At 72.5% G+C, this 23,747-nt stretch carries 20 protein-coding genes; 10 read left to right on the top strand and 10 right to left on the bottom strand.

The window, feature by feature from the left end; translation table 11 throughout:
* Positions 1-41 precede the first annotated feature (41 nt).
* The 3 genes from AB0H32_RS21365 (at position 42) to AB0H32_RS21375 (ending at position 2,908) form a co-directional block, all read left to right on the top strand.
* Positions 42-698, top strand: coding sequence for a histidine phosphatase family protein (locus AB0H32_RS21365; protein ID WP_361122765.1), 657 nt, complete (start codon positions 42-44; stop codon positions 696-698).
* Positions 699-874: 176 nt separating this feature from the next.
* On the top strand, positions 875-2,494 hold the full coding sequence (locus AB0H32_RS21370) for an ATP-binding cassette domain-containing protein (RefSeq protein WP_361122767.1): 1,620 nt from the start codon (positions 875-877) through the stop codon (positions 2,492-2,494).
* A 126-nt stretch (positions 2,495-2,620) separates the two neighbouring features.
* Positions 2,621-2,908: a DUF6158 family protein gene (locus tag AB0H32_RS21375; RefSeq protein ID WP_361122770.1), complete on the top strand. Its 288-nt coding sequence runs from the start codon at positions 2,621-2,623 to the stop codon at positions 2,906-2,908.
* Positions 2,909-3,203: 295 nt separating this feature from the next.
* Here the strand turns inward: AB0H32_RS21375 and AB0H32_RS21380 are convergent, their stop codons facing one another.
* A complete protein-coding gene (locus AB0H32_RS21380; RefSeq protein ID WP_361122773.1) occupies positions 3,204-3,581 on the bottom strand; it encodes a DUF2795 domain-containing protein in 378 nt (125 codons plus the stop codon).
* 420 nt (positions 3,582-4,001) lie between these two features.
* On the opposite strand from AB0H32_RS21380, the gene AB0H32_RS21385 reads away from it, so the two are divergent.
* The 3 genes from AB0H32_RS21385 to AB0H32_RS21395 all read left to right on the top strand — a co-directional run bounded on the left by AB0H32_RS21385 (position 4,002) and on the right by AB0H32_RS21395 (position 7,595).
* A complete protein-coding gene (locus AB0H32_RS21385; RefSeq protein ID WP_361122776.1) occupies positions 4,002-4,952 on the top strand; it encodes a hypothetical protein in 951 nt (316 codons plus the stop codon).
* A 214-nt stretch (positions 4,953-5,166) separates the two neighbouring features.
* A complete protein-coding gene (locus tag AB0H32_RS21390) occupies positions 5,167-6,423 on the top strand; it encodes an aminotransferase class I/II-fold pyridoxal phosphate-dependent enzyme (RefSeq protein WP_361122779.1) in 1,257 nt (418 codons plus the stop codon).
* Positions 6,420-7,595: an MBL fold metallo-hydrolase gene (locus AB0H32_RS21395; RefSeq protein WP_361122782.1), complete on the top strand. Its 1,176-nt coding sequence runs from the start codon at positions 6,420-6,422 to the stop codon at positions 7,593-7,595. The genes AB0H32_RS21390 and AB0H32_RS21395 overlap by 4 nt, the downstream gene beginning before the upstream one ends.
* A 116-nt stretch (positions 7,596-7,711) precedes the next feature.
* Here AB0H32_RS21395 and AB0H32_RS21400 read toward each other — a convergent pair whose 3' ends face one another.
* Together AB0H32_RS21400 and AB0H32_RS21405 are read right to left on the bottom strand one after the other, a co-directional pair.
* On the bottom strand, positions 7,712-8,347 hold the full coding sequence (locus tag AB0H32_RS21400) for a VTT domain-containing protein (RefSeq protein ID WP_361122784.1): 636 nt from the start codon (positions 8,345-8,347) through the stop codon (positions 7,712-7,714).
* Positions 8,344-9,117: an MBL fold metallo-hydrolase gene (locus tag AB0H32_RS21405; protein ID WP_361122787.1), complete on the bottom strand. Its 774-nt coding sequence runs from the start codon at positions 9,115-9,117 to the stop codon at positions 8,344-8,346. The genes AB0H32_RS21400 and AB0H32_RS21405 overlap by 4 nt, the downstream gene beginning before the upstream one ends.
* Before the next feature lie 85 nt (positions 9,118-9,202).
* Here AB0H32_RS21405 and AB0H32_RS21410 point away from each other — a divergent pair, with 85 nt between their 5' ends.
* The 4 genes from AB0H32_RS21410 to dnaK all read left to right on the top strand — a co-directional run bounded on the left by AB0H32_RS21410 (position 9,203) and on the right by dnaK (position 14,416).
* Positions 9,203-9,634 (top strand): hypothetical protein, encoded by a 432-nt coding sequence (locus tag AB0H32_RS21410; protein WP_361122790.1) that lies wholly within the window; start codon positions 9,203-9,205, stop codon positions 9,632-9,634.
* 95 nt (positions 9,635-9,729) lie between these two features.
* Positions 9,730-11,880: a phage holin family protein gene (locus tag AB0H32_RS21415; protein ID WP_361122792.1), complete on the top strand. Its 2,151-nt coding sequence runs from the start codon at positions 9,730-9,732 to the stop codon at positions 11,878-11,880.
* Between the two features lie 95 nt (positions 11,881-11,975).
* Complete coding sequence (locus tag AB0H32_RS21420) at positions 11,976-12,401, top strand: OsmC family protein (RefSeq protein ID WP_361122795.1); 426 nt, start codon at positions 11,976-11,978, stop codon at positions 12,399-12,401.
* Between the two features lie 149 nt (positions 12,402-12,550).
* Positions 12,551-14,416, top strand: coding sequence for a molecular chaperone DnaK (gene dnaK / locus AB0H32_RS21425; protein ID WP_361122798.1), 1,866 nt, complete (start codon positions 12,551-12,553; stop codon positions 14,414-14,416).
* On the opposite strand, the gene narI is transcribed toward dnaK, so the two are convergent.
* From narI to AB0H32_RS21460, 7 genes are all read right to left on the bottom strand, one after another.
* On the bottom strand, positions 14,413-15,135 hold the full coding sequence (gene narI / locus AB0H32_RS21430; RefSeq protein WP_361122801.1) for a respiratory nitrate reductase subunit gamma: 723 nt from the start codon (positions 15,133-15,135) through the stop codon (positions 14,413-14,415). The two genes, dnaK and narI, sit on opposite strands and share 4 nt — an antisense overlap.
* On the bottom strand, positions 15,132-15,626 hold the full coding sequence (gene narJ / locus AB0H32_RS21435) for a nitrate reductase molybdenum cofactor assembly chaperone (protein ID WP_361122804.1): 495 nt from the start codon (positions 15,624-15,626) through the stop codon (positions 15,132-15,134). The genes narI and narJ overlap by 4 nt, the downstream gene beginning before the upstream one ends.
* Positions 15,626-17,221 (bottom strand): nitrate reductase subunit beta, encoded by a 1,596-nt coding sequence (gene narH / locus AB0H32_RS21440; RefSeq protein ID WP_361122807.1) that lies wholly within the window; start codon positions 17,219-17,221, stop codon positions 15,626-15,628. Before narH ends, narJ begins: the two co-directional genes overlap by 1 nt.
* Complete coding sequence (locus AB0H32_RS21445; RefSeq protein WP_361122810.1) at positions 17,221-20,916, bottom strand: nitrate reductase subunit alpha; 3,696 nt, start codon at positions 20,914-20,916, stop codon at positions 17,221-17,223. Before AB0H32_RS21445 ends, narH begins: the two co-directional genes overlap by 1 nt.
* Positions 20,917-20,994: 78 nt before the next feature.
* On the bottom strand, positions 20,995-21,804 hold the full coding sequence (locus AB0H32_RS21450; RefSeq protein WP_361122813.1) for an SAM-dependent methyltransferase: 810 nt from the start codon (positions 21,802-21,804) through the stop codon (positions 20,995-20,997).
* Between the two features lie 31 nt (positions 21,805-21,835).
* On the bottom strand, positions 21,836-22,699 hold the full coding sequence (locus tag AB0H32_RS21455; protein WP_361122815.1) for a helix-turn-helix transcriptional regulator: 864 nt from the start codon (positions 22,697-22,699) through the stop codon (positions 21,836-21,838).
* Positions 22,700-22,797: 98 nt separating this feature from the next.
* Complete coding sequence (locus AB0H32_RS21460) at positions 22,798-23,673, bottom strand: helix-turn-helix transcriptional regulator (protein ID WP_361122818.1); 876 nt, start codon at positions 23,671-23,673, stop codon at positions 22,798-22,800.
* Between the last annotated feature and the right edge of the window lie 74 nt (positions 23,674-23,747).

Raw genomic sequence — 23,747 nt, forward strand, 5'->3', positions numbered from 1 at the left:
GTACACCCGACGGCCTGACCCGAGGCGAGAGGATCCCCCGGATGCGCCTGCTCCTCGTACGTCACGGCCAGACCCCCTCCAACGTCGGCCACCTGCTGGACACCGCCGTACCCGGCCCCGGACTGACCTTGCTCGGCGAGCGGCAGGCCGCCGCCCTGCCCGAGGCGCTCGCGGACGAGGACATCGAGGCCCTCTACGCCTCCCCGCTGACCCGCACCCGGCTCACGGCCGCCCCGCTGGCCGCCGCCCGCAGCCTCGACGTGATCATCCGCGGCGGTCTGCGCGAGGTGTCCGCCGGCGATCTGGAGATGCGGCCCGGCGACTCTCCGGAGGGCGAGCAGTACCTGCGCACGGTGTTCGCCTGGGCGGCCGGGGACACGGCGCTCAGGATCCCCGGCGGGGAGAGCGGCGAGGAGGCCCTCGCCCGGCTCGACGCCGTGATCGCCGAGGCCGCGGCGAGCGGCGCCGGCACCGTCGCCATGGTCGGCCACGGTGCCGCCATCCGGATGTGGGCCGCCGCCCGCGCCGACAACGTCGACGTCGCCTTCGCCGCCGCCCGCCCACTGGAGAACACCGGCGTGGTGATCCTGGAGGGCTCCCCGTCCGACGGCTTCAAGGCGCTGTCCTGGGCCGGCGCCACGGTCGTGCCGACGGGCGGGGGAGGACCGGCCGGGGAGCCCGTGGACGCGGCGGGCTGAGACGGTCACCGCACCGCGTACGATCACCGCGCACCCCGGGACGATCAAGCTCCGTCCCGTGGCCGACCAGCCCTTTCCGCACCACCGGCCGGTGTTCGCCGTACGGCCGAAATGCGCCCGTCGTACGACCATAAGCGTTTGCCCCAGGTCGGTGGCGCCCCACAGAATGCCTCCTCATGGGACATCTGGAAGCCGCGCACCTCGAGTACCACCTCCCCGACGGGAGGGCGCTGCTCGGCGACGTCTCCTTCCGGGTCGGCGAAGGCGCCGCCGTCGCCCTGGTCGGCCCGAACGGCGCCGGCAAGACGACCCTGCTCCGGCTGATCTCCGGCGAGCTGAAACCGCACGGCGGCACGGTCACCATCAGTGGCGGCCTCGGCGTGATGCGCCAGTTCGTGGGCTCCGTGCGCGACGAGACGACCGTGCGCGACCTGCTGGTCTCCGTCGCCCCGCCCCGCATCCGCGAGGCGGCGAAGGCGGTCGACGCGGCCGAGCACGCCATCATGACCGTCGACGACGAGGCCGCCCAGCTGGAGTACGCCCAGGCCCTCGCCGACTGGGCGGAGGCGCGCGGCTACGAGTCCGAGACCCTGTGGGACATGTGCACCACCGCCGCCCTCGGCATGCCCTACGAGCGGGCCCAGTGGCGCCAGGTGCGCACCCTCTCCGGCGGCGAGCAGAAGCGCCTCGTCCTGGAGGCGCTGCTGCGCGGCACCGACGAGGTGCTGCTGCTCGACGAGCCGGACAACTACCTCGACGTGCCCGGCAAACGGTGGCTGGAACAGCAGCTCAAGGAGACCCGCAAGACGGTCCTGTTCGTCTCCCACGACCGTGAACTCCTCGCCCGTGCGGCCGAGAAGATCGTCTCGGTGGAGCCCGGCCCGGCCGGCGCCGACGCCTGGGTGCACGGCGGCGGCTTCGCCACCTACCACGAGGCCCGCCGCGAACGCTTCGCCCGCTTCGAGGAGCTGCGCCGCCGCTGGGACGAGAAGCACGCCCAGCTGAAGAAGCTGGTGCTGAATCTCCGTCAGGCGGCGTCCATCAGCCACGAGTTGGCCTCCCGCTACCAGGCCGCGCAGACCCGCCTGCGCAAGTTCGAGGAGGCGGGTCCGCCGCCCGAGCCGCCCCGCGAGCAGGACATCACCATGCGCCTGAAGGGCGGCCGCACCGGTGTACGCGCCGTCACCTGCAAGCGCCTCGAACTCACCAGCCTGATGAACCCCTTCGACCTGGAGGTCTTCTACGGCGAACGGGTCGCCGTGCTCGGCTCCAACGGCTCGGGCAAGTCGCACTTCCTCAGGCTGCTCGCCGGGGAGGACGTGGCCCACACGGGAGAGTGGAAGCTCGGTGCGCGCGTCGTCCCCGGTCACTTCGCGCAGACCCACGCCCACCCCGAGCTGCAGGGCCGCACCCTCCTCGACATCCTGTGGAAGGAACACTCCCAGGACCGGGGCGCGGCCATGTCCCGGCTGCGCCGCTACGAACTGACGGGCCAAGCCGAACAGTCCTTCGACCGCCTCTCCGGCGGCCAGCAGGCCCGCTTCCAGATCCTCCTGCTGGAACTGCAGGGCGTTACCGCCCTGCTGCTGGACGAGCCCACCGACAACCTCGACCTGGAGTCCGCAGAGGCCCTCCAGGAGGGACTGGAGGCCTTCGACGGCACGGTCCTGGCGGTCACCCACGACCGCTGGTTCGCCCGCTCCTTCGACCGCTTCCTGGTCTTCGGCAGTGACGGCCGCGTCCGCGAGACCCCGGAGCCGGTCTGGGACGAACGCCGGGTGGAGCGGGCCCGGTAGCCCGTTCCGCGGATGCGGAGGCCCGGGGGCCGTGATGTTCGTACAGTGGTCTCAGGAACGCGAGCTTCACGGCTCCCTCCCGGAAACGCTCGGGGGAAGTGCATTCCGGGCGGGCGGCCGAACCGGATGAACGAACACGACGAGCGGGGCACCACCATGACCGGAGTCGACCCCAGCCGACTGGACGACCAGCAGCTCATGAAAGAGCTGGAGACGATCCACCGCACGCGCCACGACACCCTCCTGTACGGCTCGAACGACGCGCTGCGGGCCCACAACGAGCGCATGGCGCAGCTCGAAGGCGAGTACTTGCGGCGCAACCCGCGCCGCCTGGTCAGCGCGGGCCGCACCCGTGAGGGCGCCCGCGGGCGCGGCTGCAGCGAGGCGGCGGCTCCGGGCGCGTCCGGCACCTGAGGCGGCCCCACGCGGGCGGAACCGGCCCGCCTCACCGGCGCACGCCTCCAGGATCCAGGGCCGGGCCACCGATCATCCGCCGCTCAGCGGCGTCCCGGCTCGTCGGCCGTTCGGCGGCGTCCCGGCTCATCCGCCACCCACCGGCGTCTCGGCTCATCCGCCACCCACCGGCGTCTCGGCTCATCCGCCACCCACCGGCGTCTCGGTTCACCGCCTCTCGGTTCACCGGCGTCCTGATTCATGGGCCGCCGATCGGCGTCTGGGCCCACCGGCGTGGGCCCACCGACGCCCTCACTCATCGGCCGCCCACCAGCTCCTCGGCCAGCTGCTGCACATGGGCGTACCGTGCCGACCGCGGAAGCCTGGCCACCGCGTCGACCAGCGTGCCCGGTGCATTGCTCCGGCGCAGGGTCCGGGTCAGCTCGCCCGCGGTCGCGGGGAACGCGTGCCGGCTCAGTCGCCGGGCCAGGTCCAGCCGCACCCGGTCCAGTGACGCGGGGGATCCGAGACCGCCCACCGGCCCGCTCCAGACCTCCGGGTCGTCGTCGGCGGCCGGCTCCGGATCGTGCCATTCCTCCACGCGCGTCGGGTGCCCGGACCGGAGCAGGTCCCTCAACTCGTGCTTCATCTCGTCGTCCCGATGGACGCTCAACCGGTCGCTGCCTCGCTGCATGTCTTCCTCCAGAGCGGAGAGGGTCCGCACCGCGTACCCGGCTGCGGGCGGCCGACACGGGATCCGCGCCGTACGGCCGGCTGCCCGCCCGAGCAGGCCGCCGACGCCGTCCCCGGGGCCCTTCACAGCTGCTGCACGTACCCGGTGGACGGTCCGGCCGGCACCTGCCGAGTCACCTGCACGCGAGACGGAAAACCTGCCCGGAACCGCTCCGGGCCGGCGGGCGACGAGCGGCCGGTGGCCGGCTCCCGGATCACCCGTTGGGCCGTTCGCGTCCCGCGAATGGGGTCCGGCCGCGCGCGGTGCGGCGGTCGGCGGGCTGTGATGGCACGGAGGGCACGACAGCCGTGTCCCGCCGTCCTACCGCCGTCCCGGTGGCCGCCCGCCCGGCGTCCGCCGCCGTGCCGAGGAGCCCGCCCCATGCGCCGCACCGCCCGTGACCTGTCCGTCGCCGTCCTGGCCGGTGCCGGGCTCTTCATAGCCGGGCCCGCCGTCCTGGCCGCCCCCATGGCCGCGGCCGGCCCCGGCACCGGCCCGCCCGGCGCCGCTGCCGCACCCTCCGCGCCCTGCGACACCACCGGCGGGCCGGTCCTCGACACCTTCGACCCCGCCTCCGGGGGCTTCGACGAAGGCGGCACACCGTGCAAGGACGGGGGCGGGAACGGCGATGACGGCAGGCAGTGCCGGGAGGGCGAGACCTGTGCGGGCGGCGGGGCGGCGCAGTGCCGGGCGGGCCAGACGTGTCATGAGGGGACCGCACCACACGAGGAACCCGGTCAGGGCGACGAGGCCGGTCAGGGCGACGAGGCCGTGCCGCACGAGGAGGCCGGTCAGGGCGACGAGGCCGTGCCGCACGAGGGGACCGCGTCGCACGATGCGACGGCGCCCCACGAGGGGACCGCGTCCCACGGTCCGACAGCGCCCCACGACGGGACTGCGTCCCACGGTGCGACGGCCCCGCACGACGAGACCGCACCTCACGACGGGACTGCGTCCCACGACGGGACTGCGTCCCACGACGGGACCGCCCCGCACGACGGGACTGCGTCCCACGACGGGACTGCGTCCCACGACGGGACCGCCCCGCACGACGGGACCGCACAGTGCCGTGAGGGCGATGCCTGCACCGGTGGCGACCCGGAGTGCGGCGATTCCGGCGGTGCGCCCTGCCCGGGCGGACACACCTGCGGCGAGCCCGGCAAGGACGCCGGCTGTGCCCCGGCGACCGTGGAGCACGGTGCCGATGCCGGGCAGGGAGGCACCTTCAACGACTCGGTCCCGGCCCTGGTCGCCGGCGGGATGCTGATCGCCGCGGCCTGCGGGGGCGCCCTGTACCGGCTGCTCGGCCGCAGGCGGCCCGCGGACGGCTGACGCACGGCGCCGGACGGGCGGTGACCGGGGCGGGTCGGGCCACGGGCCTTGGAAGGCCTCCGGACGGGTACACACCATCCCGAGGGCACCACCAGCGGGCACCGAACCCACCCGTCACGCAGCCGGCCGCAGGAGAGGCCACAGCACTGGCCGACGAGGGAGCACGGCCCGGACGGGAAGAGCACACGGCACCACGGACTGCGCGGAGGCGGACATGCGGCGGACGGACCCGGAGGGCCACGGCCCCGTCCGTTACGGGCCGCCCCTGCCCGGCGACGGCCTGCCCGTCCTCCCGGAGCTGGCCGCCGTGCTCGCCGCCGCCGCGGGCCGCGCCGGGGCCCAGCCCGTCGGCGGCGCCCCCGCCCTGCTGGAGGCGGCCTGCGGCTACTGGACCCGGCGCGGACTGCCCTGCGTACCCGACCGGGTGGCCGCCGGCCCCGGCGCCCCCGCCCTGCTGCTCGCCCTGACCGCCACGGTCGCCGGTGACGACGGCGACGTGCTGGTGCCCCGCCCCTGCGCCGCCTGGTGGGCGCCCTACGCCCGTCTGCTGGGCAGACCCGTCTTCCATGTGCCGACCCCGGCCGAGAGCGGCGGCGTCCCGGATCCGTACGCCCTGCTGGAGACGGTCCGCCGGGTCCGTGCCGAGGGCGGTCGGCCCCGGCTGCTGGTGCTGTCCGTCGCCGACGACCCCACCGCCACCGTCGCCCCGCCCGAACTGCTGCACGAGACGATCGAGGCCGCGGCGGCCGAGGGCCTGCACCTGGTCAGCGACGAGACCTGGCGCGACACCCTGCACGCCCCGCACGACACCGTTCTGCTCAGCCCCGCCGAGATGCTGCCCGACCGGGTCACCGTCGTCACCGACCTGGCGGGCGCCCTGCTGCCGCCCGGCTGGCCCGCCGCCGTCGCCCGCTTCCCCGCCGGGCAGGAGGGGCAGCGGTTCCACGGGCGTGTGCTCGACATCCTCACCGCGCTCGGAGCCCGGGTCGCCCAGCCGGTCGCAGCCGCCGCCGGGTACGCCCTGGACGAACCCGAGCCCGTCACCGAGCGCCGCGAGGCCTCCGTGCGGCTGCACGCGCGCGTGGCCGCCGCCGTGCATGCCGCGGTCGTCGCGGGCGGCGCGCTCGCCCGGCCGCCGCAGGCCGGCCGTCATATCTACGCCGACCTCGGCCCGCTGCGCGAGGCGTTCGCGGACCAGGGCGTCGGCGACGCACAGGAACTGGAGGACCTCCTCACCGCACGGCTCGGCATGCCGGCGCCGGGCGGCCACCGCTTCGGCGACGATCTCGGGGCGCTGCGCGTGCGGCTCGCCACGGGGCCCCTGCTGGGCGGCACGGACGACGAACGCATGGAATGCCTCAGGTCACCCTCGCCGTTGGAACTGCCACACGTGCAACGCGCGTTGACCTCTTTGAGGTCGGCCCTCGGCGACCTCGGCGACGACGCTCAGCGATGGGAGCACCTTCGATGACGCAGCAGGCACATGAGCCCGGATCCGCCGCCACGAAGACCACCACGACTCCCGCGGCCACAGTGCCCACTGCGACAACGGCGGCCGCTACGACCGTCACGACCACGACGACCGCCACGACCACCACGACCGCGACCACGACGAGCGGTGCGGCCCGCGTTCCCATGGCACCGTCCCCCCTCACGCCTCCCTCCCCGCCGCTGGCCGAACCCCGTCCGCTCGGCGAACACCGCGTGTGGCCGCGGACCTTCCACGACCGGCTCACCGCCCCGCTGCCGGGCCTGAAGGCCCTCGCCCGCTTCGCCCGCGAAGGCTCCGTACGGCCCGGCCCCGAGGGCCTCGCCGACATCCCCCGGCTGCCCCACGAGCCCGGCCCCCTGCCGCGTGCGGACACTCGCACACTCGCCGTCTCCTGGGCGGGACACGCCAGTTGGATCGTTAGGATCGGCGGACTGACTGTGCTCACCGACCCTGTCTGGTCCCGGCGCATCCTGGGCACCCCGGCCCGCGTCACCCCCGTCGGCGTGGCCTGGGAAACCCTGCCGCGCGTCGACGCGGTCGTCATCAGCCACAACCACTACGACCACCTGGACGCCCCGACCCTGCGCCGGCTCCCGCGCGCGACCCCCGTGTTCGCGCCCGCCGGGCTCGCCGCCTGGTTCCGCAGGCGCCGGTTCACCTGCGTCACCGAGCTGGACTGGTGGGAGGGCGCCGAACTGTCCGGAGTCCGTTTCGACTTCGTGCCCGCCCATCACTGGTCCAAGCGCACCCTCAGAGACACCTGCCACAGCCTGTGGGGCGGGTGGGTCCTGACCGCATCCGACGGACAGCGCCTCTACTTCGCCGGCGACACCGGGTACGGCCACTGGTTCTCCCGCATCGGCCGCCGCTACCCCGGCATCGACCTCGCCCTCATGCCCATCGGCGCCTACGACCCGCGCTGGTGGCTCCGCGACGTCCACTGCGACCCGGAGGAGGCGGTCCGGGCGACGGTGGATGCCGGCGCGCGCAGGATGGCCCCCATGCACTGGGGCACGTTCATCCTCTCCGCGGAGCCGGTGATGGAACCGCTCACGCGGGTGCGGGCGGCCTGGGAGAAGGCCGGGCTGGACCGGCAGGACCTGTGGGATCTACCGGTCGGGGGCTCGAAGGCACTGGAGCGCACCTCCTAGGGGCGCGGGGCTGCGTAGGCATGCGGCGCCGCCGCGGTCGGCATGCGGCTCCGCCCCGCGGGCGCGACCGGCCGCCCAGAACCCGCTCCCCGAGGGCGGCCGGACCGCCGACGGCGCTACCGCGAGGCGCGTCGCACCAGGCTCGGGACCGCACTGATCACCAGCGTCAGCGCCACCGCGGCGACCACGCCCTCCCACGGCTCCTCGAACAGCGAACCCCCGAGAATCCCGATCACCTGATACGTCAGCGCCCACGCCAGACATGCCGGCAGGTTCCCCCGGCTGAACCGCCGCAGGGGCCACTCCGCCAGCAGACAGGCCAGCATCACCGGCAGCCGGCCGGCAGGCACCAGCCGCGACAGCACCAGCACGGCAACCCCGTGCTCGGCCAACTTCTCCCGGGACTGGGCCAACCGCTCCTCCGGCGCCCGCGAGCGGATCGCCTCCAGCCAGCGCGAGCCGCCTCGCGACCGCATCCCGCGCCGCCCCAGCCAGTACAGCGTCGCGTCCCCGACGAAGGCCGCCAGCGACGCCGTCACGAACACCAGCGCCAGTGAGAACGGCGCCGTCTGATGGAACGCCACCACCGCGGCCGAACTCACCAGCGCCCCGGTCGGCACCACCGGCACGAGCGCCCCGACGAGCACCAGCAGGAAGAGGGACGGATACCCGAGCGCCTGCTGCGTGGATTCCGGCGGTGCCGTGGACGTCGAAGCAGCGGCAAGAGTCACCGCGGCGGCCGGCCATCTCACCGCGCGACCTCCAGGCGCACACTCTCCCCGTGCCCCAGTCGGTGCACCGCCACCCGGGGCGCGGCCGCGGCCGCCAGGCGCACGAACTCGTAGCCCGGTGCGTGGAATTCGTGCGGGCGCACGGCGTCCATGCCGATCGGCCAGTACGTCCCGTAGTGCACCGGCACCGCGAGGCGCGGTGCCAGCCGGGCCAGCGCCTGTGCCGCCCGTCCCGCGTCCAGATGTCCCTCACCCAGGTACGGCCCCCAGCCGCCCACCGGAAGAAGTGCCACGTCCACCGGCCCGACCTGCTCCGCCATGGCGTCGAACAGGCCCGTGTCCCCGGCGAAGTAGGTCCGCGCCTCGCCCCGGACGACGTACCCGAGCGCGGGGGAGCGGTGGGGGCCGACGGGCAGCCGCCGCCCGTCGTGCCGTGCGGGCACGGCCCGCACCAGCAGATCACCGACCCGGACCTCCTCGCCCGGGGCCATCTCGGTGATCCGCAGGTGCCGCAGACGGCGCAGACCGGGCACCGACCGTGGTGCGCCCCGGGGCACGAGCAGGCGCGTGCCCGGGGCGAGCGCTGCCAGCGAGGGCAGATGCAGGTGGTCGGCGTGCAGATGGGAGACGAGCGCAAGGTCCGCGCGACGGGCCTCGGAAGGGGGCACCGCGCCCCGGCGGCGGCGCAGGTGCGCGAGCCGGCTTGCGAACAACGGATCGGTGAGCACGCGTATGTTCGAGTCTTCGAGTGTGCAGGTGGCGTGACCCCACCAGGTGATCTCCACCGGCACCTTCTTCGCCTCCTTCGCGCGACTCCCCGAAGCCTACGGGCAGGAGTAGGGTCTGCGACGAAACCCGGAGGTGAGGGGGGACGCCATGGGACAGCTGCGGGGTGCCTGCGGCGGGCTCGCGCCGGTGCGGGTCACCGCCATCGCCAGCCTGACGCCTCTGGAGGAGCTGGAGGCCGACCCCTTCCTGGTCGACTCACGGAGCCAGCACGCCATGTGTGCCCGGTGGGCGGCGGACCACGGCTACGTGGTCGCGCGGGAACTTCTGGTCGGCGGACTGCGTTTCGACCATTGCGCCCTGTGGGACGGGGTCCGGCCCGGTGTGGACGTGTTCGTCGCGCCCAGCAGGCGCGTGCTGGAGCGCGCCCTGTCCTCGGTGGAGGAGTTCACCGCCGAATGCGCCCGGCGCGGCGTGCGCGTGGAGACGGTGGGGCGGGCCGAGCCGTGCTACGACGCGCAGATGAAGGCACGGGTGCACCGGCGTCTTTCGATGCCGACGGCCGGGTACGACGGGCGCTGACGGCCCGGCGACCGGCCCGGCGCGGCGTCGCCCCGTGTGACAAGGTGGAACCAGGCCCGGTGATCGGGCGGGCCGGGACGTGAGGTGTGCGGGGCGTGCGGGGCGTGCGGTGGCGACGGGTCGCCAGTCAGGTCGGACGGAGCGTCACGGTGTGGGCGGTCTCCACGGTCACCATGCTCGTCCTCGCCGGTCTCCTGCCCGACTTCCGGCTCCAGTCCGCCGACGGCGACAGCGCCACGCAGATAGCCGTCACCGCCGCATGCGGCGCCGGCGCCTTCGGTGTGCTCTCGGCCGTGGTGTGGCCGCTCCTGGTACGGCTGCTGCTGCTCGTGCCCGCCCTCGTCCTCGGCCTGCTGGTCTTCTTCCTCAACGGCTCCCTGCTGCTGCTCGCCCTGCGCATCAACCCCTCCGGGCAGAGTGAGGCCGCCCCGGAGACCGCCGTCATCGTGGCGGCCGTGATGTCCGCCGTCGCCTCGGCCACCGGCGCCGCCCTCGCCGTGCGCGACGACGACGCCTACCGCCGCCGCCTGCTGCGGCTGGCCGACCGCCGCCGCAGAGCCAGGCCGCCGTGCGCGGCCACGCCCGGCCTGGTCTGTGTCCAGCTGGACGGCGTCGGCCACGACGTCCTCACCGACGCGGTCCGCAAGGGGCTGATGCCGACGGTCGCCCGCTGGCTGTCGACGGGCGACGGGGTGCGGCCGACCCACCGGCTCACCCCCTGGCACACCGACTGGTCCAGCCAGACCGGCGCCAGCCAGCTCGGCATCCTGCACGGCAGCACCTTCGACGTGCCGGCCTTCCGCTGGTACGAGAAGGACCGCGGCGAGGTGATGGTGTGCAATCGCCCGACGAGCGCCGCCGAGCTGCAGCGCCGCGCCATCGGGCGGACGGGCGACGGCGGGCTGCTCACCGTCGACGGCGCGAGCCGGGGCAACCTGTTCAGCGGCGGCGCGGGCGAGCAGGCCCTCGTCCTGTCCATCGCCACCCGCCGTCGCGGCCGGGAGAACCGTTCCCGCGCCGGCTACTTCGCGTACTTCTCCGACCCTGCCAGCGCGGTCCGCACCGCACTGTCCTTCGTCGCCGAGGTCGTCCGCGAGACCGGCCAGGCCACCCGCGCCCGGTTCCGGGGACAGCGGCCCCGCGTGAGCCGCGGCGGCCTCTATCCGTTCGTGCGTGCCTTCGCCACCGTCGTCGAGCGGGACGTCGTGGTCGCCGCCGTGATGGGCGACCTGCTCGCAGGCCGCACCGCCGTCTACGCCGACCTCGTCGCCTACGACGAGGTCGCCCATCACTCCGGACCGCACAGCCGGGACGCCGAGAAGGTCCTGCAGCGCCTGGACCGGTCCCTCGCCCTCGTCGAGAAGGCCGCCGAACACGCCCCGCGCCCCTACCGGATCGTCGTCCTGTCCGACCACGGCCAGAGCCCCGGCGAGACCTTCCGCGCCCGCTACGGCCTCACCCTCGCCGACCTCGTCCGGGCCGGCTGCGGACTGCCCGTCCCCCGCAGGGCCAGGGGGGTCCCCCCGGACGTCCAGAACTGGGGGAGCACCCGCAGCGGCGCCGAGGCCCGCGCCGCCGTCCGCGCGGCGCTGCACCGGCCCGTGGAGGAGAAGGGCGAAGGGCACCGTCCGTCCTCCACCCGCCGGGCGGGGGGACCCGCATCTCGCTTGGCTCCCGGCTCGGAACCGATCGTGCTCGCCTCCGGCAACCTCGGCCTGGTCTCCTTCCCGGACGTGCCGCACCGCATGACCAAGGAGGAGATCGAAAGCCGTCACCCGGCCCTGCTCACCACCCTCGCCAACCATCCCGGCATCGGCTTCCTGCTGGTGCGCAGCGAAGAACACGACGGCGTGCTGCTCGGCCCGTACGGCACCGAGATCCCGCTGTCGGAGCTGGACGGGGAACCCGGCCCGCTGGCCGCCTTCGGCCCCGGCGCCGCGGATGCCGTCCGCCGCACGCACTCCTTCCCGCACACCGCCGACATCATGGTCAACTCCTTCCACGACCCGGCCGACGGCGAAGTCCTCGCCTTCGAGGAGCAGATCGGCTCCCACGGCGGCCTCGGCGGCGCCCAGTCCCGTCCCTTCCTGCTCTCTCCGCTCACCCTGTCCGAGCCGCTGGCCGAGGGGGAGCGGCTGACCGGCGCCGAGCAGGTGCACCGCGTCCTGCGCCGCTGGCTGCGCGAGGCGAACGGGCCGCAGGTGCCGCTCACCACGGTGGCGGACGAGGAGGAGCGCGCCGCCTGAATCCGGTGCCCGGTCTTCACGGTGCGGTGAGCCCGGATGTGATCGGATGGACCCGGAACCCTGAATCTCGGACCCCCCCCGTGAAAGGAAGAGCCGTGGCAACCACGCGCACCGCACACACCGTCTGGGAAGGCAACCTGCTCGAGGGCAACGGCGTCGTCAGCTTCGACTCCTCCGGCATCGACCGGCAGCCGGTCACGTGGGCCTCGCGCGCCCAGGAGGCGAACGGCAAGACCAGCCCCGAGGAGCTGATCGCAGGCGCCCACTCCAGCTGCTTCTCCATGGCGCTCTCGCACGCCCTGGCGGGCGCCGGCACTCCGCCCACCCGCCTGGAGACCAAGGCCGACGTCACCTTCCAGCCCGGCGAGGGCATCACCGGCATCCACCTCACCGTCCGTGGCGTGGTGCCCGGCCTGGACGAGGACGGCTTCCGGTCCGCGGCCGAGGACGCCAAGAAGAACTGCCCGGTCAGCCAGGCCCTGACCGGTACGACCATCACCCTGACGGCCGAGCTGGCCTGACACCCGCCGTCCCCGGTGCCGCGCTCCCGCCCGGGGGCGCGGCACCACCGTTTCCGGGTACCCGTCCATTGACAAGGGCGCACCCACGATCTGTGCTGGGAGAGCGGCAGGCACTCTGGCGGATCCGTCCTGGTGGAAGGGGACGAACCATGGCACGTGCGGTCGGGATCGATCTCGGGACGACGAACTCGGTGGTGGCCGTCCTGGAGGGCGGCGAACCAACCGTCGTCGCCAACGCGGAGGGCGCGCGGACCACCCCCTCCGTGGTGGCGTTCGCGAAGAACGGCGAGGTGCTGGTCGGCGAGGTCGCCAAGCGGCAGGCCGTCACGAACGTGGAGCGCACCGCTCGCTCGGTGAAACGGCACATGGGCGACCCGGCCTGGCGCTTCCCCGAACAGGGCACGGTCGACGGCACCCGGCTGCGCGCGCAGGAGCTGTCGGCGCGGGTGCTGCAGAAGCTGAAGCGGGACGCGGAGGCCTACCTCGGCGAGGACGTCACGGACGCGGTGATCACCGTACCGGCGTACTTCGACGACTCCCAGCGGCAGGCCACCAAGGAGGCCGGGGAGATCGCCGGCCTGAAGGTGCTGAGGATCATCAACGAGCCGACCGCCGCCGCCCTGGCCTACGGCCTGGACCGCGGCGAGGAGCAGACGGTCCTCGTCTTCGACCTGGGCGGCGGCACCTTCGACGTGTCCCTGCTGGAGATCGGCGACGGTGTCATCGAGGTGAAGGCCACCAACGGCGACACCCACCTCGGCGGCGACGACTGGGACCAGCGGATCGTCGAGTACCTGGTCAAGCGGTTCAAGGGGCAGTACGGCATCGACCTCGGCGCCGACAAGATGGCCGTGCAGCGGCTGCGCGAGGCCGGCGAGAAGGCCAAGATCGAGCTGTCCTCGTCCTCGGAGACCACGATCAACCTGCCCTACATCACCGCCTCCGCCGACGGCCCGCTCCACCTGGAGGAGAAGCTGACCCGCGCTCAGTTCCAGGAACTGACGGCCGACCTGCTGGACCGCTGCACGACGCCCTTCCACCAGGCGGTCCGGGACGCCGGGATCGAGCTGTCCGCGGTCGACCACGTCATCCTGGTCGGCGGCTCGACCCGGATGCCCGCCGTCACCGAGCTGGTCAAGGAACTCACCGGCAAGGACCCGCACAAGGGCGTCAACCCGGACGAGGTGGTCGCGGTCGGCGCCGCCCTCCAGGCGGGCGTCATCCGCGGCGACGTCAAGGACGTCCTGCTGCTCGACGTCACCCCGCTGTCCCTGGGGATCGAGACCAAGGGCGGCATCATGACCCGGCTGATCGAACGCAACACGACCATCCCGACCCGCCGTTCGGAGATCTTCACCACCGCCACCGACAACCAGCCCTCGGTCGGCATCCAGGTCTACCAGGGCGAACGCGAGATCGCCGCCTACAACAAGAAGCTCGGCGTCTTCGACCTGACCGGCCTGCCGCCCGCCCCGCGCGGAGTCCCGCAGATCGAGGTCGCCTTCGACATCGACGCCAACGGAATCATGCACGTCTCCGCGAAGGACCTCGGGACCGGCCGCGAGCAGAAGATGACCGTCACCGGCGGCTCCGCCCTCCCCAAGGAGGACATCGACCGCATGATGCGGGACGCGGAGCAGTACGCCGAGGAGGACCGCAGGCGTCGCGAGGCCGCCGAGACCCGCAACCAGGCCGAGCAGCTCGTCTACCAGACCGAGAAGTTCATCCGCGACAACGAGGACCGGATCCCGGCCGACACCAGGTCCGAGGTGCAGGCCGCGGCCGGCGAACTCAAGGGCCTGCTGGAGCAGAACGCCGACACCGGCGCCCTGCGCACCGGCGTCGACAAACTGGCCTCCGTCAGCCAGAAGATGGGCCAGGCCATGTACGCCCAGACGCAGCAGCAGTCATCCGACGACATCCCCCGGGAGCAGGCGGCACCGCAGGACGAGGAAGGCGTGGTGGACGCCGAGATCGTGGACGACGAGCGGGAGCAGAGGGGCGGCGCGGCCTAGCCGCCGATCCGCTCCCAGCCCCGCCGCTCCGGCCGCGGCCCCAGCTGACCGGGGTCACGCCTGCGGTAGACGATGTAGGGACGGAACAGGTACGGCACGGGCGCGCTGAACATGTGGACCAGGCGCGTGTAGGGGACCATCGCGATCAGCACCATGCCGATCACCGCGTGGATCTGGAACAGCACGGGCACGTCCGCCATCAGTTCCGTCCTGGGCCGGAGGGTGAACAGGCTGCGGGCCCAGGGGGCGATGGTCCGCCGGTAGTCGTAGCCGTCGCCGGAGGCGTGGCTCAGCTTGGCGACCATGCCCATGATGATCGCGGCGAGGAGGAAGACGTACATGGTCTTGTCGTTGGCCGTCGTCGCCCTGAAGACGGGGGCCCGGGTGCGGCGGCGGTAGACGAGCAGCAGGATCCCGGCGGCGGTGAGCAGTCCGGCCGCCGTGCCGCCGTACAGCGAGAACAGGTGGTACGTGTGCTCGCCGATGCCCAGGGACGCGGTCCAGGACGTCGGCACGAACAGCCCGATCAGATGGCCGACGAGCACGAACAGGATGCCGTAGTGGAACACCGGGGAGGCGATGTTCAGCAGCCTCGACTCGTACACCTGCGAGGAGCGCGTGGTCCAGCCGAACTGGTCGTAGCGATAGCGCCAGACCAGTCCGGCGGCGAGGCTGACGAAGGCGATGTAGGGCAGGGCGCCCCACAGCAGTGTGGTCATGAGCGCACCCCGGTCCGGACGGCCGGCAAGGTGGCGCACACCGCGTCCAGGACGGACGCATACGGTGTCCCGGCATCGGTCAGCCGGGACCGCAGCTGTTCCAGGCCGTCGTGGTGGTCCGTCAGCGGATCGGTGTTGCCGGTACGGGCCGCGAACTCCAGTACCGCCGGCAGGAAGTCGGGCAGCTCCTCGCCGGTGAACTCCAGGCCGTGGGCGCGGTACAGGTCCTTGAACCGCACGAGCGACATGCCGCGCCGCCTGGTGTCGCCGTCGCGCCACCAGCTCAGATAGAGGCTGTGCCGGTTCTTGAAGTCGAAGACCTGCACATAGTGCGCCGCCAGGTCGGGCAGCGGGGTCACGGCCGCGTGGTCCACGAACTCCCGCAGCTGCGGGGCGGCTTCGCGCACCAGCGGCAGCCTCTCGACCAGGTCCTCGTCGGGATACGTCAGACAGAGCGCCGACGCCTGGTACAGCACTGCATCCGAGGGCATCACGCCTCCTTGGCGTCATCGGTCGTCTGCCGCCTGCGCAGCGCGTGGAAGTTCTCCACCGACACCAGCGGCAGCATCTTGCGCCCCGAGTCCCCGCCGAACGGACCGTCGCCGCCCATCCCCGGCCCGCCGTCGTAGTCGAGGCTGCACCCCTCGGACAGCGCCGACTCCTCCAGCCGCCGCGCGTCCCCGACGGCCGCGGTCGGAATCACATACCGGTCCTCGTACTTGGCGATCGCCAGCAGCCGGTACATCTTCTCGATCTCGCCCGGATCCATGCCGACGGCCGAGGCGTCGCGCGGGTCCGGCTCCTCGCCCAGGTTGATCGCCCGCATGTGGGAGCGCATCGCGGCGAGCCGCTCCAGCGTGGCGCGCACCGGCCCGGTGTCGCCCGCCGTGAACAGCTCCGCCAGGTACTCCAGCGGGATGCGCAGGGTGTCGATCGCGCCGAACAGGTTCTGTGCGCTCTCGCCGTCGTGCCCCGTCTCGGTGAGTGCGTCCACCACCGGCGACAGCGGCGGGATGTACCAGACCATCGGCAGCGTCCGGTACTCCGGATGCAGCGGCAGCGCCACCCGGTACCTGCCGATCAGGTCGTACACGGGGGATCGGCGCGCCGCCTCCCGCCAGTCGTACGGGATTCCCGCCTCCTCGCAGGCCCGCTGCACCCCGCGGTCCTCCGGGTCGAGGAAGATCCCCAACTGGGCCTCGTACAGCGCCTTCTCGTCGCGCACCGAGGCGGCCGCGGTCACCTTGTCGGCGTCGTACAGGAGCACGCCGAGATAGCGCAGGCGGCCGACGCAGGTCTCCGAGCACACCGTGGGCAGGCCCGCCTCCAGGCGCGGATAGCACAGGGTGCACTTCTCGGCCTTGCCGGTGGCGTGGTTGAAGTAGACCTTCTTGTACGGGCATCCGGTCACGCACATCCGCCAGCCCCGGCACTGGTCCTGGTCGACCAGGACGATGCCGTCCTCCTCGCGCTTGTACATCGCGCCCGACGGACAGGAGGCCACGCACGAGGGGTTCAGGCAGTGCTCGCAGATGCGCGGCAGATAGAACATGAACGTCTGCTCGTAGGCGAACCGCACCTTGTCCGAGGCCTGCCGGCGCGTGCGCTCCACCATCGGGTCGAGGTCGCCGTGGGCGGGAGCCCCGGCGAGGTTGTCGTCCCAGTTCGACGACCACTCGATCTTCATCGGTTTCCCGTCGAGCTGCGACAGCGGACGCGCGACCGGGAAGTCGTCGCCGAGCGGGGCGTCGGTGAGGTTCTTGTAGTCGTACGTCCAGGGCTCGTAGTAGTCCTTGATCTCCGGGAGTCTCGGGTTGGAGAAGATCCCCGCGAGCTTGTGCAGCCGGCCGCCCGCGCGGAGCTTCAGCGCGCCACGGCGGTTCAGTTCCCAGCCGCCCTTCCACTTCTCCTGGTCCTCGTAGCGGCGCGGATAGCCCTGCCCCGGCCGGGTCTCGACATTGTTGAACCAGACGTACTCCATGCCGCGCCGGTTGGTCCACGCCTGCTTGCAGGTGACCGAACAGGTGTGGCAGCCGATGCACTTGTCGAGGTTCATGACCATCGCGATCTGGGCCATGGGACGCATCAGTACTCGACCTCCTGGCTGCGGCGGCGGACCACCGTCACCTCGTCGCGCTGGTTGCCCGTCGGGCCCAGGTAGTTGAACGCCCAGGACAACTGGGCGTAGCCGCCGATCAGATGGGAGGGCTTGAGGATCAGACGGGTGAGCGAGTTGTGGATGCCGCCGCGCATGCCGGTGGTCTCCGCCTTCGGAACGTTCACCGTGCGCTCCTGCGCGTGGTGCATGTAGACGGTGCCGGCCGGCATCCGGTGCGAGACGACCGCGCGGGCGACGACCACACCGTTGCGGTTGACCGCCTCGATCCAGTCGTTGTCCTTCACCCCGATCGCGTCGGCGTCCACCGGGGACATCCAGATGTTCTGCCCGCCGCGGGAGAGGGCCAGCATGAACAGGTTGTCCTGGTACTCGGAGTGGATGGACCACTTGTTGTGCGGCGTGAGGTAGCGGACCGTCACCTCCCGCTGCCCGTCCGGGCCGAGGTGCGGCTCGCCGAACAGCTTGTTCATGTCCAGCGGTGGCCGGTAGACCGGCAGCGCCTCACCCAGCTCGTGCATCCAGTCGTGGTCGAGGAAGAAGTGCTGGCGCCCGGTGAGCGTGTGCCACGGTTTGAGGTGCTCGGTGTTCAGCGTGAAGGCCGTGTACCGGCGCCCGCCGGACTCGCTGCCCGACCACTCCGGTGACGTGATCACCGGCACCGGCGCCGCCTGCGTGTCCGCGTAGGTGACCCGCTTGCCCTCGTGCTCGGCGGCCAGATGCGCCATCTCCTGGCCGGTGCGTGCCTGCAGGGTGTGAAAGCCCTGCGTGGCGAGCCGGCCGTTGGTCGTCCCGGACAGCGCGAGGACCGTGTTCGCGGCCTTCACCGCCGTGTCCAGCGCCGGACGCCCCTCGGCCGGGCCGGCGCGCACCGTCCCGTTCAGCTCCCGCAGCCGGTCGACCTCCTCGTCGGGCCGCAGGACGATGCCCTTGGCGGGCAGTCCCAGCTCCTCCGCCAGCGGGCCGAGCGCCGCGAACTTCGCACCGATCGCCGTGTAGTCGCGTTCCACGACCGTCAGGTTCGGCAGGGTCCTGCCGGGCACCGGATCGCACTGACCGCGCTTCCAGTCCAGGACGACCCCGCCCGGCTGCGCCGTCTCGCCCGGGGTGTCGTGCTGGAGGGGACTGGCGACCAGGTCCTTGCGCACGCCCAGATGGTCCACGGCCAGCTCGCTCAGCCGCTCGGCCAGCGCCTTGAACGCCTCGAAGTCGGTCCGCGCCTGCCACGGCGGATCCACGGCCGGGGTGAAGGAGTGCACATAGGGGTGCATGTCCGTGCTGGACAGGTCGTGCTTCTCGTACCAGGTCGCGGCGGGCAGCACCACGTCCGACAAGAGGGTGGAGGACGTCTGCCGGAAGTCCAGGGACAGCAGCAGATCGAGCTTGCCCTCCGGTGCCTCCTGATGCCACTTCACGTCCCGGGGCCGTACCTCCTCGGGTGCCTCCTCGGCCCGCAGCGACGAGTGGGTGCCCAGCAGGTGCCGGGTGAAGTACTCGGCGCCCTTCGCCGACGAGCCGAGCAGATTGGCCCGCCACAGCGTCAGCACACGCGGCCAATTCTCCGGTGCGTCCGGGTCCTCGCAGGCGAACTTCAGTGTTCCCGCCCGCAGTTCGGCCACCGCCTTCGCCACCGCGTCGCCGAACACCTCGCCCAGCTCCAGCGGGTTGCGGTCGAAGGTCGGATACGACGGCATCCACCCCGAACGCGCCGACAGCGCCAGGCAGTCGGCGCCCGTCATGCCCGCGAACCTGCCCTCGCCCAGCGGCGAGGCGAGCACATCGGCACCGAACCGGTCGTAGCGCCACTGGTCGGCGTTGAGGAACCAGTACCCGGTGCCGATCATCTGCCGCGGCGGGCGCGACCAGTCCGAGGCGGCCGCCAGCGTCGCCCAGCCGGTCACCGGACGGCACTTCTCCTGCCCCACGTAGTGCGCCCAGCCGCCGCCGTTGCGGCCCTGGCAGCCGGTCAGCTGGAGCAGTGCGAGAAAAGCGCGGTAGATCGTCTCGGAGTGGAACCAGTGGTTGGTGCCCGCGCCCATGAGGATCATGCAGCGGCCCTTGGACCGCTCGGCGGTCCGCGCGAACTCGCGGGCGATCTTCACACAGGCGGCCGCCGGGACGGAGGTGTGGGCCTCCTGCCAGGCGGGGGTGGCGGGGGCGGCCGCGTCGTCGTAGGAGGCCGGCCAGCTGCCGGGGAGCCCATGCCGCCAGACACCGTACTGGGCGAGCAGCAGGTCGAACACCGTGGTCACGAGCGGGCCGTTCGCCCCGCCCAGCCGCGTCGCCGGAACCGACCGGCGCAGCACCTCCCCACGGCCCTGCCCGTGTGTGCCGCCCTCCGTGTCGAAGCGCGGCAGCAGCACCTCCACCGGCACCGCGACCTGACTGCCGTACAGGCTCAACTGCGGCTCGATCCCACCGAGTTCGAGGTTCCACCTGCCCCGGCCGGACTCGGTCCAGCGGAACCCCAGCGAACCGTTCGGAACGACCGCCCGCCCGGACACCGCGTCGAGTACGACCGTCTTCCACTCCGCCCCCTCGTCCCCCTGGCCCACATCCGCGGCCCGCAGGAACTTCGCCGGCACATGCGCCCCGTCCCGCTCCGTCAGCGTCACCAGGAACGGCAGGTCGGTGAACCTGCGCACGTAGTCCGCGAAGAACGGCGTCTCACGGTCGACGAAGAACTCCTTGAGGATCACATGCCCCATCGCGAGCGCCAGCGCCCCGTCCGTCCCCGGATGCGGATGCAGCCACTCGTCGGCGAACTTCGCGTTGTCCGCGTAGTCCGGCGCGACCACCACGACCTTCTGACCCCGGTAGCGCGCCTCCGCCATCCAGTGCGCGTCCGGCGTCCGGGTCACCGGGACATTGGAGCCCCACATCATCAGATACGCGGCGTCCCACCAGTCACCCGACTCCGGCACGTCCGTCTGGTCGCCGAAGACCTGCGGAGAGGCCACGGGAAGGTCCGCGTACCAGTCGTAGAACGACAGCATCGGCGCGCCGATCAGCGAGTGGAAGCGCGCACCCGCTGCGTGCGACACCATCGACATCGCCGGAATCGGCGAGAAACCCGCGATCCGGTCGGGGCCGTACGTCTTGATCGTGTGCACATGAGCGGCCGCGACGAGCTCCACCGCCTCGTCCCAGCTCGCCCGCACCAGGCCGCCCTTGCCCCGCGCCTGCTGGTAGCGGCGGCGGCGCTCCGGGTCCTGCTGGACGTCCGCCCAGGCCAGAACCGGATCCGGCAGACGCTGCTTCGCCTCCCGGTACATCTCCAGCAGGACACCGCGCACATACGGGTGGCGCACCCGCGTCGGCGAATACGTGTACCAGGAGAACGCGGCGCCCCGTGGGCAGCCCCGCGGCTCGTACTCGGGGCGGTCCGGACCCACCGACGGATAGTCCGTCTGCTGGGTCTCCCAGGTGATGATCCCGTCCTTGACGTACACCTTCCAGCGGCACGAGCCCGTGCAGTTCACCCCGTGCGTGGAATCCACGACCTTGTCGTGGCTCCACCGGTCGCGGTAGAAGGCATCCGCCTCCCGCCCGCCCGTCAGCCGGACGCTGTGCAGATCGGGGGAGGGCGTGCCGGGCCGGAAGAACCTCCCGATGCTCAGCAGCGCCGCGCCCGGCTCCGTGGGCGGTATGTCGGTGTCGGTCACCTGTGGCTCCCTTGCTGGCCCATGGTTCGAACCTAGGGGCGAGCAGGGAGACGCACCTTTTCAGACCACCCGTCCGGGTCAGGGCTTGCGCGCCACCCCCGCGTACACGGGGACGACACCCTCCACCTGTGCCGCCACGTCCTCCGGTTCCGGACGCCAACCGTGCACGGGGATCACGCCCGGACCGAGGAGTTCCAGGCCGTCGAAGAACCGCCGGAACTCGGGCAGCGTCCGCGGGTGGAAGGGGGTGCCGCTGCGGCGGAACAGCTCCGCGGCCCGCGCCACACCGTCCGGGCTGAGGTCCTGCGTGACCTGGGACAGGATCAGGAAGCTGCCCGGGGCGAGCCGTGCCACGTAGCGCTCTACGAGCCCGTACACGTCGTCGGCGGCGTCGTTCAGGTAGTGGGTCAGCGCCACCAGGGACAGCGCGAGGGGCCGCTCGAAGTCCAAGGTCTCCGCGGCCCGCTTCAGGATGGTGTCCGGGTCGCGGACGTCGGCGTGGACGTACTGCGTGCTGCCCTGGGCCGAGCCGTGCAGGAGCGCCTCGGCGTGCCGCAGCACGACCGGGTCGTTGTCCGCGTACACCACCCTGGAGTCCGCGGCCGCGGCCTGCGCCACCTGGTGCAGATTGGGTTCGGTGGGAATGCCCGTGCCGATGTCCAGGAACTGGCGCACCCCGGCCTCGGCGGCCGTGCGGACGGCCCGGTGCATGAACCGGCGGTTGGCGCGTGCCCCGCGCACCGCCGTGCCGTCCGCGGCCAGGATGTTCCGGGCCAGCTCCTCGTCCACCGGGTAGTTGTCCTTGCCGCCCAGCCACCAGTCGTACACCCGCGCAGGGTGCGGCCTGCTGGTGTCGACCGTGATGGGTGCGGACTCGGATCCGGTCATGCGGTGGGTGCTCCTCAGCTGGTCACAGGGGTCAGAGGTTCTCGCGGTACTCCCGCAGCAGTTTCTCGGTGCGCTGCGCGGAGGCGGCCCGTGCCGTCATGTGGTCCAGCACCTCCAGATGCGCGGAGACCTCCTGGCGGGAGTCCAGGTACAGCGCGCCGGTCAGGTACTCGGTGAACACCATGTCCGGCAACTCCGGCTCGGCGAACCGGAACAGCGTGAACGGCGCGTACGTCCCCGGATGCGGGCCGGCCGCGAACTCGGCGAGCTGCAGGGTGACCCGGTCCCGGGCGGCGTACTCCAGCAGTCGGTCCAGCTGGTCGCGCATCACCTCGGGCCGGTTGCTCACCGGACGCCTCAGCACCGTCTCGTCCATGATCACCCACAGATGGGGCGGATGGTCCCGCTCCAGCAGCTGCTGCCGCTCCATGCGCAGCGCCACATGCCGCTCGACCGTCTCCGGCCCGGTCTGCCCGATCGTCCCGGCCTCCATCACCGCGCGCGCATACGCCTCGGTCTGCAGCAGTCCCGGCACGAAGTGCGGCTCGTAGGAGCGGATGATCCGGGCGGCACCCTCCAGGCTCACATACAGGCTGAACCAGTCGGGCAGCACGTCGTGGAACCGCTGCCACCAGCCGGGCTGGTTGGCCTCCTCGGCCAGCCGCACGAACGCGGCCGCCTCCTCCTCGGCCACCCCGTAGGTGGACAGCAGCACCTGGACGTACGGGATCTTCAGCGCGACCTCGGCCATCTCCATGCGCCGTACGGTCGCGGGCGCCACCCGTAGTACCCGGGCAGCCTCCTCACGGCTGAGCCCGGCCGCCTCCCGCAGCTCCTGCAACCGCTTGCCGAGCACCACCTGGCCCACGGTGGGCGCAGCCCGCCGCTCACTCACGCCACGCCCTCCCCTACGCGCCGAAAGTACCCGGGCAGTCTGCCATGCGACGCGCGCTCGCACACGCTCTCGACCGGACCCGCATCCGGCAGGGTGCGTCAACCGGCCAGCGTGTGCAGGTACTTGGTGGTCGCCGGGTCCGCGGGCAGGAACGTCTCGATGGCGAGTTCGGCGACCGTGACGTCCATGGGGGTGTTGAACGTGGAGATCGACGACACGAACGACAGGATCCGGCCGTCGTGCTCGATCACCATCGGCAGCGCGAAGTACGGCACCGGCTCGGCCGGTTCGCAGCCGGGCGCGTCCGCGGCCAGCGGGTAGCCGGACACCTCCTCGTACAGGGCGCGCAGCGGCTCCGAGCGGTGCAGGGCGAGCTGCCGCTCCATCTGGGCGAGCAGATGGCCGCGCCACTCGCGCAGGTTGCGGATGCGCGGCGCGAGACCCTCCGGGTGGAGCGTCAGCCGCATCGCGTTCGGCGCCGGCGTCATCAGCTTCTCCGGTACGCCCTCCAGCAGCATCGCGATCCCGCGGTTGGCGGCGACGACCGTGTACCCGGCGTCGACCACCAGTGCCGGGTAGGGCTCGTAGCCCTGGATGAGGCGCTCCATGCCGTCGCGCAGGACGTCCATCGCCGGATCGTCCAGCGGGGTCTCCGGATAGTGCGGGGCGTGACCGGCCGCCACCAGCAGGGCGTTGCGCTCGCGCACGGGCACGTCCAGGTGCTCCGCCAGCCGCAGCACCATCTCCTCGCTGGGCCGGGACCGGCCGGTCTCGATGAAGCTGATGTGCCGGGCGGAGGAGTCGGCGCGCAGCGCCAGCTCCAGCTGCGAGATCCTGCGCCGCTCCCGCCAGGCGCGCAGCAGCGGGCCCACGCCCTTGTCGGTCCTGTCTGTCCTGTCGGTCCTGTCCGCCCTGCGGGTCCGGTCTGCGGGGGCGGTGACGGATGCGGTGGGGCCGGTCGCGACAATGGTCATACGGATGACCGTAGTCGAGGAGACCGCGCGACGGCCGAGGAGTTTCCCGGTGGTCGAGGAGGCCGCCCCACGGT

Origin of the sequence: Streptomyces sp. NPDC020362, assembly GCF_040642095.1 — a bacterium.
Lineage (GTDB): Bacteria > Actinomycetota > Actinomycetes > Streptomycetales > Streptomycetaceae > Streptomyces.

Coding starts and splice junctions, on each gene's coding strand:
- AB0H32_RS21365 (WP_361122765.1), top strand. CDS start 42: ATGCGCCTGCTCCTCGTACGTCACGGCCAGACCCCCTCCAACGTCGGC.
- AB0H32_RS21370 (WP_361122767.1), top strand. CDS start 875: ATGGGACATCTGGAAGCCGCGCACCTCGAGTACCACCTCCCCGACGGG.
- AB0H32_RS21375 (WP_361122770.1), top strand. CDS start 2,621: ATGAACGAACACGACGAGCGGGGCACCACCATGACCGGAGTCGACCCC.
- AB0H32_RS21380 (WP_361122773.1), bottom strand. CDS start 3,581: ATGCAGCGAGGCAGCGACCGGTTGAGCGTCCATCGGGACGACGAGATG.
- AB0H32_RS21385 (WP_361122776.1), top strand. CDS start 4,002: ATGCGCCGCACCGCCCGTGACCTGTCCGTCGCCGTCCTGGCCGGTGCC.
- AB0H32_RS21390 (WP_361122779.1), top strand. CDS start 5,167: ATGCGGCGGACGGACCCGGAGGGCCACGGCCCCGTCCGTTACGGGCCG.
- AB0H32_RS21395 (WP_361122782.1), top strand. CDS start 6,420: ATGACGCAGCAGGCACATGAGCCCGGATCCGCCGCCACGAAGACCACC.
- AB0H32_RS21410 (WP_361122790.1), top strand. CDS start 9,203: ATGGGACAGCTGCGGGGTGCCTGCGGCGGGCTCGCGCCGGTGCGGGTC.
- dnaK (WP_361122798.1), top strand. CDS start 12,551: ATGGCACGTGCGGTCGGGATCGATCTCGGGACGACGAACTCGGTGGTG.
- narI (WP_361122801.1), bottom strand. CDS start 15,135: ATGACCACACTGCTGTGGGGCGCCCTGCCCTACATCGCCTTCGTCAGC.
- narJ (WP_361122804.1), bottom strand. CDS start 15,626: ATGCCCTCGGATGCAGTGCTGTACCAGGCGTCGGCGCTCTGTCTGACG.
- narH (WP_361122807.1), bottom strand. CDS start 17,221: ATGCGTCCCATGGCCCAGATCGCGATGGTCATGAACCTCGACAAGTGC.
- AB0H32_RS21450 (WP_361122813.1), bottom strand. CDS start 21,804: ATGACCGGATCCGAGTCCGCACCCATCACGGTCGACACCAGCAGGCCG.
- AB0H32_RS21460 (WP_361122818.1), bottom strand. CDS start 23,673: ATGACCATTGTCGCGACCGGCCCCACCGCATCCGTCACCGCCCCCGCA.